This is a genomic window from Curvibacter sp. GW821-FHT01G03 (assembly GCF_059422285.1).
Window position 1 is genome coordinate 1 of sequence record NZ_JBWKWP010000030.1, and the last position, 13,202, is coordinate 13,202.

A 13,202-nucleotide genomic window follows, 5' to 3' on the forward strand; every position below is an offset into this window, starting at 1 on the left:
GGCCATGATCCGCGAGATGGCCTGGTACGACGCCTACCTGAACCAGGGCCGCGTGGACCGCAGCGCCAACACCACGCCGGGCAACAAGAAGGGCGGGCTGTCGAACATCGTCGAAAAGGCCATGGGCTCGATCGTGAAGAGCGGCAGCGCCCCCATCAGTGGCGTGATCTCGCCCGGCGAAAAGCTCACGCAAAAAGGCCTGATCTACGCCGCCACCCCGGCCAGCGACTTCATCTGCGGCACGCTGCAGCTGGCCGCTGGCATGAACCTGCATGTGTTCACCACCGGCCGCGGCACGCCCTACGGGCTGGCCGAGGTGCCGGTGATCAAGGTGGCCACGCGCAACGACCTGGCCCAACGCTGGCATGACCTGATGGATGTGAATGCGGGCCGCATCGCCAGCGGCGAGAAAACCATCGAGCAGGTGGGCTGGGAACTGTTCGAGCTGATGCTCGAGGTGGCCAGCGGCCGCCAAAAGACCTGGGCCGAGCAGTGGAAGCTGCACAACGCCCTGGTGCTGTTCAACCCGGCACCCGTAACCTGAGGCGCCAGCCCGACAGCGATTTTTCAACGAAGACGGAGACAAACATGAACGAACCCCAAGCAACCCCGGCACGCCGCCAATTCATGAAGACCGCCACCGGCGCCGGCCTGGCCGCCTTGAGCGGGCTGGCGGCAGCCCAGAAGATCGACTTCAAGCCCAACGCACGCTACCCCGACATGGCCGTCGAGGTGCTGGACCCGAGCTTTCTCAAGTACCGCCTCTACAGCAGCTCGGTCGAGCAGTTGGCCAGCGGCATGCGCTGGGCCGAGGGACCGGTGTACTTTCCAGCCGGGCGCTACCTGCTGCTGAGCGATATCCCGAACAACCGCATCATGAAGTACGACGAAACCAACGGCGCCTTCAGCGTGTTCCGTGAGCAAGCCAACTATGCCAACGGCAACACCCGCGATCGCCAGGGCCGGCTGCTGACCTGCGAACACTCACTCACCCGCCGCGTGACGCGCACCGAGTACAACGGCAAGATCACCGTGCTGGCCGACCAGTACGAAGGCAAGCGCCTGAACGCACCCAACGACATCGTGGTCAAGTCGGACGACAGCGTGTGGTTCACCGACCCGCTGTTCGGCATCAATGGCGAATGGGAGGGCTTCAAGGCCAAGCCCGAACAGGCCACCACCAACGTGTACCGCATCGACCCCAACGGACAGATCCGCGCCATCATCACCGACCTGGTGAACCCCAACGGCCTGGCCTTTTCGCCGGACGAGAAAAAGCTGTATGTGGTGGAGTGGAAAGGCACGCCCAGCCGCAGCATCTGGGCCTATGACATCGCGGCCGACGGCAGCGCCTCGAACAAGACCAAGTTGATTGATGCCAACGGCCCGGGTGCTCTCGACGGCTTCAAGGTGGACCGCGACGGCAACCTGTGGTGCGGCTGGGGCTCGGATGGACGCCTGGGCGTGAACCCGGCCGACCACGACGGCGTGCGGGTGTTCAACCCCCAGGGCAAGGCCATTGCCCACATCCACCTGCCTGAGCGCTGCCCCAACCTGACGTTTGGCGGCCCCAAGGGCAACCGCCTCTACATGGCCAGCTGCCACTCGCTCTACGCGTTGTACGTGGAGGCCGAGGGCGCAGCCTGAGCCGCAGTTGCTTTTAATCAGGCCCGGGGCGGGTGGCGAGGTCGCCGCGTCATGCAAAATCGAGGCTGAGCTGGCACCAGCCCGCTTGACCTCAACCCGGCCCGACCTTGACCGTGACTTCACCTCGCCCGCAGCCTCCCCGCAAAGCCCCAGCCCGTGCGCTGGAGTTGGTTGAACAGTTGGCGGCCCGCATCCAGGCGGGCCAGCTGCGCGCTGGCGACAAACTGCCCGCCGAGGCCGATCTGATGGTGCAGTTCGGCGTCAGCCGCACGGTGGTGCGCGACGCACTGACCAGCCTCAAGGCCCGGGGCTTGATCTATGCGCACCAGGGTCTGGGGACCTTTGTGTCTGCGCTGCAAGACGCCCGCCCTTTTTCGATCGACCCGGCCAGCATGCACTCCCTGCCCGACCTGCTGGCCGTGCTGGAGCTGCGCATGGGCCTGGAGCCCGAGGCCGCCGCCATGGCGGCCCAGCGGCGTACCGAGGCCCATCTGCAGCAACTGCGCCAGTCGCTGGATGCGGTGTCCCAGGCCTGGCTGGCCAATACCGACCCGGTGGGGGCCGATTTTCGCTTTCACTGCGAGATTGCCCGTGCCTCACAAAGCCCGCATTACATCGCGATGATGGGCACACTGAGCCCCGGCAGCCTGCCGCGCTGCTGGCAAACCACACAAGACCCGGTTGAGGAAGGCCGGCGCAACTACCTCGACCACGTGGCCGATGAGCATGAAGAGATCTACTCGGCCATCCTGCATCAACAGCCCGAGGCGGCGCGCGCCGCCATGCGCCTGCACATCGCCAAAAGCCGCGAACGCCACCGGGCGCTGGAGGCCCGCAACACGGCGGGTTGAGGCAGCCACCCGAGGGGCCCACCTCACGGCGGATCAGTGCGCCTGCGACACCAGCGGCCGGCCGGCAAAAAACGCCTCCAGGTTCTCGATCACCCGGTCAGCCATGGCCTGCCGGGTTTCGTGGGTACCACTGGCCACATGGGGCAGCAGCACCACCTGATCCATCTGGCGCAAGGCCTCGGGCACCTGGGGCTCGGCCTCAAACACATCCAGCCCTGCGCCGGCAATGGTGCCGTCGGCCAGGGCCTGCACCAGCGCGGCCTCATCGATCACGCTGCCCCGGGCCACGTTGATGATGAAGCCCTTGGGGCCCAAGGCCTGCAGCACAGCCCGGTCGACCAGGTGGTGGGTGGCGGCGCCACCGGCAGCGGCGATCACGAGAAAGTCACTCCAGCGCGCCAGTTCGATCAGGCTGGGCTCGAAGGTATGGGGCGAGCCCGCCACCGGATGCCGATTGGTGTAGCGCACGCTCATGTCAAAGCCGCTGGAGCGCCGGGCGATGGTGCCGCCAATGCGCCCCATGCCGAAGATGCCCAGCTTCTTGCCACTGACACGGGTGGTCATGGGGTACTTGGCCGACACCCAGGCGCCACGGCGCACAAAGCGGTCGCCGGCTGCAATCTGCCGGGCCACATCGATCAACAGGCCGAAGGCCAGGTCAGCCACGCAGTCGGTCAGCACTTCGGGGGTGTAGCCCACCTGCACCCCCCGTGCGCTGGCGTAGGCCACATCGATCTTGTCCAGGCCGACGCCGAAGCTCGAAATCACCTTGAGCTGAGGCAACGCTGCGATGACGGCGTTGTCCACCCCGATGGCGGCCGAGGTGACCAGGCCGGCGAAAGTGTGGCCCTGGGCCTTCAGGAAAGCGGCCGGGTCGGCCTCGTCGGCCAGGCGGTGCACGGTGTAGCGGGCCGCCAGCGCGGCTTCAAGCTGGGGCATCTGACGGCCGATCTGGATCAGGCGGGGTGAGGTGGTGGTCATGGGAGAAGCTCGGGTCGTTCAGGGAAAAAGTCAGTCGACGTGGATGTTCTTATCGGCAATGATTTGCGCGTAACGCTTGCGGTCGCTGGCAATGAGCGTGGCAAACGCGTCGGGGGTGCTGCCCACGGGCAGTGCGCCCAGTTCGGCCAGCCGGGCCTTGACCTCATCCAGCGCCAGCACCTGCCGGATGTCGGCTGAAATCTTATCGGTGATCTCCCGCGGGGTGCCGGCCGGCGCCAACAGCCCCACCCAGGAGATGGAATCAAAGCCCGGGATGGCGCCTTCGGCCAGCGTCGGCACCTGTGGCAAGGCGGGCACCCGGGTCTTGCCGGTGACGGCCAGCGCACGTACCTTGCCACTCTTGAGGTGCCCACTCGATTCAAGCACCGTGGCAAAACAAAGTTGCACATGGCCGGCCAACAGGTCGCCCACGGCCGGGCCACCCCCCCGGTAGGGCACGTGTTGCACAGCGGTTCCGGAGCCACTCTTGAACATCTCTGCCGCCAGGTGCATCGAACTGCCCGCACCCGAGGTGCTGTAGCTCATGGCATCAGGCTTGGATTTGGCCAGTGCGATGAACTCTTCCACCGTCTTGGCGGGCACCTGGGCATTCACCATCATCACCAGGGGCAGTTCCGCCACCAGGGACACGGGCACGAAGGCCGTGTCGGGCGAATACGGCATCGACTTGTACAACGAGGGGTTGATGGCCTGGGTGCCGATGTTGCCAAACAGCAAGGTGTAGCCGTCGCTTTTGGCCTTGGCCACGAAGTCAGCGCCGATCATGCCGGCAGCGCCGCCCTTGTTGTCGACGATGACCGACCTGCCCCACTTCTGACTCAGGCGCGTGGCGATCAGGCGGGCACTGGTGTCGGTGCCGCCACCGGGTGGAAACGGCACCACCAGGGTCACCGGTCGGTTCGGGAAATCATGGGCCTGGGCATGCACGGCCGTGCCCAGAACACAGGCACTGAGCGCGGCCAGGCCCAGGATCCAACGACGGCCTGAAAGGTGGGGTGGTGTTTTCATGCGGGTCTCCTGAGGTTGTTGTGGGGCTTCATCCGGGCTCGATGCCGGCTGGCTGGATCAACATCGATGCGGCGCCGGCGTGCACCCGCGTGATCGACCACTGCAGCTCACTGGCCAGCACTGGCAGGCTGGGCAGGGCCGGTCTGGCCAACAGCAGGGAGGTCATGTCGTCTCCATGTGCGTTCGCTCATGGCGAGCGCTTCATCAATGATTGTCGTTGTCATTACCGTCACATTTTTTTGAAAACCCACCCTGCAAATAAGATGTTGCAAGGGGATTTTTCTATTTGAACAGCAATGACAACGATACCATTTTTAAAAACGACTGAACAGAAGCCGCCAGGCGGCCCTGCCCCCCCCATGCCCACTCAAACCCGCCGGACGGGTATCAGGGCCTGACAAGCTCCTGCAAGGCCGCCACGCCCACCGGCGGCTTCGCGGTCCAGGGAACGCTGTAGACCGAATGCCCGGCCAGCCCCAGGACACGCTCGATTTGCCGGTGCTCACTGAGCAGTCGCGCCTGGAGCAAGGGATCCTGGGTGGCCGTGGCCAGCAAGGATTTGTTGATCACCCACGCAAAGGGCTCGATCTGGGCGCGCCGCAGGTCATCCTGAAGAGCCGCCGCCTGCGAGACCGGTGTTGCCTCAGGCAGGGTCACCAGGATGATCTTCGTGTAGTCGGCATCTTGCAGGCGCATCAGCGGGGTCACGATGCGCCCTGCCCCTTTGCCTTCAAACTCTCTGAGCATCTGACGGTGGTAGGCGCCGGTGGCGTCCATGAGCAACAAAGAATGCCCGGTTGGAGCGGTGTCCAGCACAACAAAAGCACTTCTGGCCTGCGAAACCACATGCGAGAAGGCATGAAATACCGCCACCTCTTCTGTACAGGGTGAGCGCAGGTCTTCGATCAACAGGTCTTTTTCGGCAGCCGTCATGCCGGGCGACTTGGCCGCCACGATTTTGTCCACGTATTTTTGGGTCTCGGCCTTGGGGTCGATCCGGCCGACGCTCAAGCCAGGCACCTCGCCCTCGAGGGTGACCGCCAGGTGAGCGGCAGGGTCGGTGGTGCTGAGGTGAACCGATTTGCCATGTCGGACCAGGCCCAGGGCCAGCGCAGCTGCCACGGTGGTTTTACCCACGCCGCCCTTGCCCATCACCATGATCAAGCCGTGCTCGCCCTGGGCCAGTTCGGCCACCAGACCCCCCAGACCGGGATGCGCCCGGGCCAGATCAAGCGCCAGGGGTGGAGGGGCATCGACCGGATTGCCCGACAGCAGCGCCCTGAGCGCCGCCAAGCCCACGGAATCGACAGGACGCAAGGCCACCAGATCGCAAGGCAAGTGGCGAAGTGCATCGGGCATCGCCCGCAGCGCCTGCTGCCCCAAGTCCTCCAGTGCCATGGCGATGGCGTCTTGCCGGTCGCTGGCCTTGAACACGGCATTGACCACCAGGCGCTGCCGAGTCAGCCCCAGCGTCAGCAGTTCGACCGAGGACCTGGCGGCCTCCTGCAGGGCGCTGGCCTCGGGGCGGGCCACCAGAACCAGGCTGGTCAACGCCGGATCGTTCAGCGACTTCAAGGCCCGGTTGAAAAGTTGCTCCTGCATCTTCAAGCCCGAATGCGGGCCCAGGCACGAAGCCCCCCGGTCATTGCCGCCCAGAAACCCGCTCCAGGCCTTGGGCAGGCTGAGCAGCCTCAGCGTGTGGCCCGTGGGCGCCGTGTCAAACACCACGTGGTCAAAGGCCTCGCCCCCATCCGAGAGAAGGCTGGCAAATTCGTCGAACGTGGCGATCTCGGTGGTGCAGGCACCCGAGAGCTGTTCGCGCACCGTGGACACGTCCTCCGAGCTGGCCTGAGGCCCCATCTGCTCGATGACGCGCACGCGGTAACTCCGGGCAGCGGCCTCGGGGTCGATGTTCAAAACCGAGAGGCCGGCCACACCCGGCACGGTGACCGGTTGATTGCGCAACTCGACCCCCAGCATCTCGTCCAGGTTGGAGGCTGAATCGGTGCTGACCAGCAAGACCTTTTTACCTGAATCTGCCAGGGCAATGGACACCGCTGTGGACACTGAGGTCTTGCCCACGCCGCCCTTTCCGGTGAAGAAAAGGTACTTGGTCGGGGCATCCAGAAGACGGATGGATGACGGCATGAATTTCCTGTTTCAGAAGGCCAGCGAGGTGTCTGCGCGCAGCGCGACAAGTTGGAAATCACCTCGACAGGCTTAAATTTACAACATTTCCAATATCGTTGTATAGTTGATGCATGAAAGAACAAGATGTCGTCCGCTCCCTGGCAGCACTGGCCCAAGAAGTGCGCCTGCGGGTTTTTCGAGCCCTGGTGGTCGCCGGCCAGGCGGGCATGACCCCGGGGGTTCTGGCAGAGCAACTGGCCGTTCCGCCCAACACGCTGTCGTTTCACCTCAAAGAGCTGGCCCACGCGGGGCTCATCAGCCAGGAGCGCCAGGGACGCAATCTGATCTATCGAGCATCGTTCGAAACCATGAACGAGTTGTTGAGCTACCTCACCGAAAACTGCTGCCAAGGCACGGACTGCACGCTGTCAACAGCGCGCCCGTGCGATTGTTGAACGTCCATTCAGGAGAGCCCCATGAAACGATTCCATGTTCACATGCATGTTGAAGACCTGGCCAAGAGCGTCGGCTTCTACACCCAGCTGTTCGCTGCCGAGCCGACCAGGGTAGAGGCTGACTACGCCAAATGGATGCTGGAGGACCCTCGGGTGAACTTCGCCATCTCCACCCGCGGCAGCAAGCCGGGGCTGGACCACCTGGGCTTTCAGGTGGATGAGGCGGACGAACTGGCCGAGCTCAAGGCCCGGGCCCGATCGGCTGACCTGGCGTTGCTCGACGAAGGCAGCACCACCTGCTGCTACGCCCGCAGTGAAAAACACTGGGTCACAGACCCCCAAGGCATCGCCTGGGAGCACTTTCACACGCTGGGTGACATCCCCGTGTTCAACGAGAACCCGCCAGCCACCGCAGCCGGCGCCTGTTGCAGCCCATCGACACCGACAGCCGCGCTGCAATCCGGGCAGGCTGCCGTCCAGGCGGCCCGCAGCGACCGGGCCGCATCGGCTTGCTGTGCCCCCGCTGCAGTAGCGCACGCCCCTGATCAAGCGGCCTGCTGCACCCCCAACACCACCCGATCCACCTGCTGCTGAGCCTGTCATGACCACCGAAACCACCCCCCTGAATGTCTTGTTTCTCTGCACCCACAACTCTGCCCGCAGCGTGTTGGCAGAGGCCTTGCTGAACGCCATGGGCCAAGGCCGCTTCAAGGCCTTCTCCGCCGGCAGCAGCCCACGCGAGAACCAGAAGCCCAATCCGCTGGGCTTGCAAGTGTTGCAAAAGGCCGGCATCTCCACCGAAGGCCTGCGCAGCAAGAGCTGGGATGAATTCGCCGCGGCAGACGCCCCCAAGATGGACCTGATCATCACCGTGTGCGACAACGCCGCGGGCGAGGTCTGCCCGATCTGGCCGGGGCACCCGGCCACCGCCCACTGGGGCTATGCCGACCCTTCCGAAGGCGAGTCCTCGGACGAGGAAAAGCTGGAGGCCTTCCGCCAGACCCTGCACCTGATCAAGCGTCGCCTGGAGTTGCTGATCAACCTGCCAGCCGACAAGCTGGCAAAGGCCATGCTGCAGACGACGGCCCGTGAACTCTCCAAGGACTGACATGAGCGCCCCCTGCGAAACCACTGCCCAACGAGCGGCCAGCGCCCCCATGAGTGTGTTTGAGCGCTACCTGACGGTCTGGGTCTTTCTTTGCATCGTCGCCGGCATCGCCCTGGGCCAACTCATGCCGGGCGTGTTCCAGGCCATCGGCCGCCTGGAAGTGGCCCAGGTCAACCTGCCCGTGGGCCTGCTGATCTGGGTGATGATCATCCCGATGCTGGTGAAGGTCGATTTTTCTGCGCTCGGCGAAGTCCGCCAACACGTCAAGGGCATCGGCGTCACCCTGTTTGTGAACTGGTTGGTGAAGCCCTTTTCAATGGCCTTTCTGGGGTGGCTGTTCATCCGCCACTGGTTCGCGCCACTGCTGCCGGCCGATCAACTCGACAGCTACATTGCGGGGCTGATCCTGTTGGCAGCCGCACCTTGTACCGCCATGGTGTTTGTCTGGAGCCGCCTGACCGGCGGCGACCCCTTGTTCACGCTGTCCCAGGTCGCCCTCAACGACAGCATCATGGTGATTGCCTTCGCACCGCTGGTGGGCTTTCTGCTGGGGCTTTCCGCCATCACCGTGCCCTGGGACACCCTGCTGACATCCGTGGCGCTCTACATCGTGATTCCGGTGATCCTGGCCCAGTGGTTGCGCAGGTCGCTGCTGGCCAGAGGCCAGGCCGCTTTCGATGCGGCCATGGCCCAAATCGGGCCCTGGTCGATCACGGCCTTGCTGGCCACGCTGGTGCTGCTGTTTGCGTTCCAGGGCGAAGCCATTCTGAAGCAGCCATTGGTGATTGCACTGCTGGCCGTGCCGATCCTGATCCAGGTGTTTTTCAACTCGGCGCTGGCCTACTGGCTGAACCGCGCCGTGGGAGAAAAACACAACATCGCCTGCCCATCGGCCTTGATCGGTGCCTCGAACTTTTTCGAACTGGCGGTGGCAGCGGCCATCAGCCTGTTCGGCTTCAACTCAGGTGCGGCACTGGCCACCGTGGTGGGCGTGCTGATCGAAGTGCCGGTGATGCTGCTGGTGGTGAGCATCGTCAACAACAGCAAGCGCTGGTATGAACGCTCGCCCGTGAAGGCGGCATGAACCCGACCGCGGTATCGCACTCCGGTGCGACACCGCACCGCCGGCCACGGCTCTCTGCACGCGTGGCCCTTGGCGCCGCCGAAGCGGCACGCTGAGCGCCCTGCAGACCCGCCTGGCTTTACTTGCCAAACAGCTTGGCCAGGCCCTGCCAGGCGCGCAGCATCAGGCCGGCACGCTCCACTTCAGCCTGCGCCACGAGCGGGGCTTCACCCACTGGCTTGCCATTCGAGGTGGCGACCACCTTGCCGATCACAGCCCCTTTGGCCACCGGAGCCTCCAGATCAGCCTTCAACTCAACCGCCGTCTGCACCTGCTGGCCCCGCGGCACGGTCAGGGTCCAGGGGGCCCCCAGGCCGGCGGCCACGGTATCGGCCTTGCCGTAGCCGACCTTGGCCGTGGCCACCACCGCGTCCGGCTGGATCGGGGTGGCCTTCTCGAAGGTGCTGAAGCCCCAGCCCAGCATGGCTCGCGTCTGGTCAGCACGGGCCTGGGCACTGCTGGTGTTGAGGATGACGGTGATCAAACGCATCCCGTTGCGCTTGGACGAAGTGACCAGGCAGTAGCCAGCCTCTTCGGTGTGGCCCGTCTTCAGGCCGTCCACGGTGGGGTCGGTGTACAGCAGGGCGTTGCGGTTGCCTTGCTTGATGCCGTGGTACTTGAACTCGCGCTCCGCGTAGATGGGGTAGTAGTCGGCACTGTCTCGGATGATGGCGCGCGCCAGGATCGCCAGGTCACGCGCAGACGACTTGTGATCCGGATCGGGCAGGCCCGTCGGGTTCATGAAGTGGGTGTGCGTCATGCCCAGGCGCTGGGCTTCGGCATTCATCAGCTTGGCAAAGCCCTCCTCGGAGCCGGCCATGTGTTCGGCAATCGCCTTGGAGGCGTCATTGCCCGACTGGATGATGATGCCGCGCAGAATATCGATCACCGTGGCCTGGCTGTTCAGCGGCAGGTACATGCACGACTCGGTGCTGGAGCCACGGCACCAGGCGTTCTGGCTGACCGAGACCAGATCGTCCTGCTTGAGCTTGCCTGAGCGCAGCGCCTGCTCGACCAGGTAACTGGTCATCATCTTCGTGAGCGATGCGGGCGGCAGGGGTTCGTCGGCGTTGGCCGAGGCCAGCACCTCACCGGAGTCAAAGTCCATCAGCAGCCAGGCCTTGGCTGGCAGCGCGGGTGGGCTGCCGGCCAGGGTGGTCTGGGCAGCCAGGGGCGGCAGGGCGTTGGCCGCAGCAGCGGCGGCGGCCTTCTTGGGAGAGGCAGCCTTGGCGGCATGGTGTCCACCCGCAGCAAATGACGCCGAACTTGGCACCAGAGCGCCCGCAGCGATGGCGAAGATGACAGGAAGGATGGAGAGAGTCTTGGTTTGCATGGCGTTTTCAATCGGTTCGCCGATTGTCGCGAATCGGCAGGGTGGATTGTCCACCCGGCGAGCGGCCCCCCCACGCTGAAAGCGGGCCGCCCCGCGAAGAATTTGCCTCGTGCGCCACTGCATCAGTGGGGTTTTGTGAGTCGATGCGTTGATGGGAACAGGGGCAGAAAATTGTGACAAATCATGACAAGCGGTGCCAAGTCAGGTTTTGGTCAGTCGACGCCCTCTAAGTTACGACACAAGTCCACTCCAAAAGGTGCCTGATGAAACTACCTGCCGCGCCCTACTTCAGTGACTCCCTGATTGCACAGGAAACACGCCCCATGGAGCCCTTGCCCCGAGGCCTGAACCCAAACCCGAACACTGGATCGCACTGGAACAAGGCATTGCTTGCGGGCGTGTTGCTGGGTGCCGCGATCGCCATGATCGGGTTCTGGCTCGACACCATTGGCTAAAGGCCGCCCTGGCCGTCGGCCCGCGTGCTGCCCAGACTGTCGAAAATCTGCCTCCCCCAGCTCAGACGCCGAGGGGGCCGCCGGCGCAAGGAACGGCGCAGGCCCGGGTGATGCCCTGGTTCTGGCACCATGGGCAACCCGTCTCAAATTGCGCCACGCCATGCCCCCATCGCCCAAACTGCTGCAGCAACTCGACGAGGGTGTACTGACCCTGACGCTGAACCGCCCCGACAAACTCAATGCCATCGACAATGAGCTGGCCAGTGCGCTGCTTCAGGCGCTGGAGAACGCGGCGAAGGCCCCTGACGTGCGGGCCATCCGGCTGCGCGGCGAGGGTCGCGCCTTCTGTGCCGGGCGGGACGTCTCGGCGCCCCCCACGGAACAAGACCTGGTGCTGGTTCAGGCCGTGGCCCACGCCATCGTGCACAGCCCCCGGCCGGTACTGGCCGAGGTGCATGGCTGGACCGTCGGTGCCGGCCTGGAATGGATGCTGGATGCCGATGTCGTCGTGGCGGCAGAAGACACGCGTTTCAAGCTGCCGGAAGCCTCACTGGGCGTGTTCGTCACCGGCGGGCTGACCGCCACGCTGCCTGCCCTCGCCGGGCTGGCTCGGGCCAAAGCCCTGATGCTGCTCGGCGATGAATTCAATGCCGTGCAAGCCCAAGCCTGGGGACTGATCTGGCAGGTGGCCCCTGCCCCAGCGCTGCCGGCCCAGGGGTTGCAGATCGCCAGGCGTCTGGCCGATCTGAAACCCGAGGTGGCCGCCAGCTTCAAGCGCGTGCTCAACCAGATCGGCCTGCCGGACTTTGATCGCGCTGTGACCGAAGAAAGCCGCGCGCAACGCCTGCTGCAAGGGGGCTGAGAGTCGACGCAGGGGTCCATCCCGGACTCGGAGGTTGCGATTTGAGCCGGGCACCGAGCGCCGGGCTGATCCGGTCGGGTTGACCCAGCACAGCTTCTAGAATGCCCGACCAAGAAGCATTACCCCCAGATCGACGGCCTTCAGACGGCGACACGCAAACCATGAACCCGAACCAGATCCAAACTCGCACGCCCACCACCGACGCCGACCGCATCAACCACCAGCCCTGGAGCGTGGCCCAGGTGCTGGAACTGCTGGAACTGCCTTTCAACGACCTGATGTACCGGGCCCAGCAAGTGCATCGCCAGCACTTCGACCCCAACGCGATCCAGCTCTCCACGTTGCTGTCGATCAAGACCGGCGGCTGCGAAGAGGATTGCAAGTACTGCCCCCAATCGGCCCACTTCGACACCGGTCTGAAGGCCGACAAGCTGCTGCCGCTGGCCGAGGTGCTGGAGGCCGCCCGTGCCGCCAAGGCCAACGGCGCCACGCGTTTTTGCATGGGTGCGGCCTGGCGCTCGCCCAAGGCGCGCCATGTCGAGGTCATTGGCGAGATGATCAGCGAGGTCAAAGCCCTGGGCCTGGAAACCTGCCTGACCGCCGGCATGCTGGCCGACGGTCAGGCCGAGCAACTGCGCGAAGCGGGGCTGGACTACTACAACCACAACCTGGACACCTCGCCCGAGTTCTATGGCCAGATCATCACCACCCGCACCTACCAGGACCGCCTCGACACCCTGGAGCGGGTGCGTGATGTGGGCCTGAAAGTGTGCTCAGGGGGGATCGTGGGCATGGGCGAATCACGCCGTGAGCGCGCGGGCCTGATCGTGCAACTGGCCAATCTGCAGCCCTACCCCGAGTCGGTGCCCATCAACAACCTGGTGCAGGTGGAGGGCACCCCCCTGGCCGGCACCCAGACACTCGACCCGCTGGAGTTCGTGCGCATGATCGCCGTGGCCCGCATCTGCATGCCACGGGCCATGGTGCGCCTGTCGGCCGGGCGCGAAGACATGCCCGAAGCCCTGCAGACATTGTGCTTTCTGGCGGGTGCCAACAGCATGTTCTATGGCGACAAATTGCTCACCACCAGCAACCCGCAGGCCGAAAAAGACCGGCAGTTGCTGCAGCGCCTGGGCATGCACTGCGCCACTGAAGAGCAGAGCAAGGTCCCGTTGGGCGCTGCCGTCAACTGATGGCCGAGGGGCTCAGGCCCTTGGGGCGACCTCAG

The 13,202-nt window shown here is 64.7% G+C and carries 14 protein-coding genes and 1 pseudogene; 10 read left to right on the top strand and 5 right to left on the bottom strand.

The window, feature by feature from the left end; all coding sequences use genetic code 11:
• From garD to AC07VS_RS27295, 3 genes and pseudogenes are all read left to right on the top strand, one after another.
• Positions 1–544 (top strand): annotated as a pseudogene (garD, locus tag AC07VS_RS27285) (galactarate dehydratase); the annotation flags it as partial.
• Positions 545–588: 44 nt separating this feature from the next.
• Entirely contained in the window at positions 589–1,647 is a 1,059-nt protein-coding gene (locus AC07VS_RS27290; protein WP_494752531.1) for an SMP-30/gluconolactonase/LRE family protein, read from the top strand.
• Positions 1,648–1,760: 113 nt separating this feature from the next.
• A complete protein-coding gene (locus AC07VS_RS27295) occupies positions 1,761–2,498 on the top strand; it encodes a FadR/GntR family transcriptional regulator (RefSeq protein WP_494752532.1) in 738 nt (245 codons plus the stop codon).
• Positions 2,499–2,531: 33 nt separating this feature from the next.
• Here the strand turns inward: AC07VS_RS27295 and AC07VS_RS27300 are convergent, their stop codons facing one another.
• The 4 genes from AC07VS_RS27300 to arsA form a co-directional block, all read right to left on the bottom strand.
• On the bottom strand, positions 2,532–3,479 hold the full coding sequence (locus AC07VS_RS27300) for a 2-hydroxyacid dehydrogenase (protein WP_494752533.1): 948 nt from the start codon (positions 3,477–3,479) through the stop codon (positions 2,532–2,534).
• 30 nt (positions 3,480–3,509) lie between these two features.
• Positions 3,510–4,508 carry a Bug family tripartite tricarboxylate transporter substrate binding protein gene (locus AC07VS_RS27305; protein ID WP_494752534.1) on the bottom strand — a complete coding sequence of 333 codons (999 nt, stop codon included), beginning with the start codon at positions 4,506–4,508 and terminating at the stop codon, positions 3,510–3,512.
• 28 nt (positions 4,509–4,536) lie between these two features.
• On the bottom strand, positions 4,537–4,674 hold the full coding sequence (locus AC07VS_RS27310; RefSeq protein ID WP_492346073.1) for a hypothetical protein: 138 nt from the start codon (positions 4,672–4,674) through the stop codon (positions 4,537–4,539).
• A gap of 221 nt (positions 4,675–4,895) precedes the next feature.
• Positions 4,896–6,656 (bottom strand): arsenical pump-driving ATPase, encoded by a 1,761-nt coding sequence (gene arsA, locus AC07VS_RS27315; RefSeq protein ID WP_494752535.1) that lies wholly within the window; start codon positions 6,654–6,656, stop codon positions 4,896–4,898.
• A 113-nt stretch (positions 6,657–6,769) separates the two neighbouring features.
• Here arsA and AC07VS_RS27320 point away from each other — a divergent pair, with 113 nt between their 5' ends.
• Genes AC07VS_RS27320 through arsB form a run of 4 tightly spaced genes read left to right on the top strand, consistent with a single transcriptional unit; the run spans position 6,770 to position 9,285 of the window.
• Positions 6,770–7,093, top strand: a complete 324-nt coding sequence (locus tag AC07VS_RS27320; protein ID WP_494752536.1) for an ArsR/SmtB family transcription factor — start codon at positions 6,770–6,772, stop codon at positions 7,091–7,093.
• A 21-nt stretch (positions 7,094–7,114) separates the two neighbouring features.
• Positions 7,115–7,687, top strand: a complete 573-nt coding sequence (locus AC07VS_RS27325; protein WP_494752537.1) for an ArsI/CadI family heavy metal resistance metalloenzyme — start codon at positions 7,115–7,117, stop codon at positions 7,685–7,687.
• 7 nt (positions 7,688–7,694) lie between these two features.
• Positions 7,695–8,201 carry an arsenate reductase ArsC gene (locus tag AC07VS_RS27330; protein WP_494752538.1) on the top strand — a complete coding sequence of 169 codons (507 nt, stop codon included), beginning with the start codon at positions 7,695–7,697 and terminating at the stop codon, positions 8,199–8,201.
• A 1-nt stretch (position 8,202) separates the two neighbouring features.
• Positions 8,203–9,285: an ACR3 family arsenite efflux transporter gene (gene arsB, locus AC07VS_RS27335; protein WP_494752539.1), complete on the top strand. Its 1,083-nt coding sequence runs from the start codon at positions 8,203–8,205 to the stop codon at positions 9,283–9,285.
• Positions 9,286–9,403: 118 nt separating this feature from the next.
• Here the strand turns inward: arsB and AC07VS_RS27340 are convergent, their stop codons facing one another.
• The gene (locus AC07VS_RS27340) at positions 9,404–10,657 is read right to left on the bottom strand and encodes a D-alanyl-D-alanine carboxypeptidase family protein (RefSeq protein ID WP_492346079.1); all 1,254 of its coding nucleotides are present in this window, start codon (positions 10,655–10,657) and stop codon (positions 9,404–9,406) included.
• A gap of 323 nt (positions 10,658–10,980) precedes the next feature.
• Here AC07VS_RS27340 and AC07VS_RS27345 point away from each other — a divergent pair, with 323 nt between their 5' ends.
• The 3 genes from AC07VS_RS27345 to bioB all read left to right on the top strand — a co-directional run bounded on the left by AC07VS_RS27345 (position 10,981) and on the right by bioB (position 13,167).
• Complete coding sequence (locus tag AC07VS_RS27345; RefSeq protein ID WP_492346080.1) at positions 10,981–11,112, top strand: LPXTG cell wall anchor domain-containing protein; 132 nt, start codon at positions 10,981–10,983, stop codon at positions 11,110–11,112.
• A gap of 160 nt (positions 11,113–11,272) precedes the next feature.
• A complete protein-coding gene (locus AC07VS_RS27350; protein ID WP_494752540.1) occupies positions 11,273–11,974 on the top strand; it encodes an enoyl-CoA hydratase/isomerase family protein in 702 nt (233 codons plus the stop codon).
• A gap of 161 nt (positions 11,975–12,135) precedes the next feature.
• On the top strand, positions 12,136–13,167 hold the full coding sequence (gene bioB / locus AC07VS_RS27355) for a biotin synthase BioB (protein WP_492346082.1): 1,032 nt from the start codon (positions 12,136–12,138) through the stop codon (positions 13,165–13,167).
• The last annotated feature ends 35 nt before the right edge of the window (positions 13,168–13,202 follow it).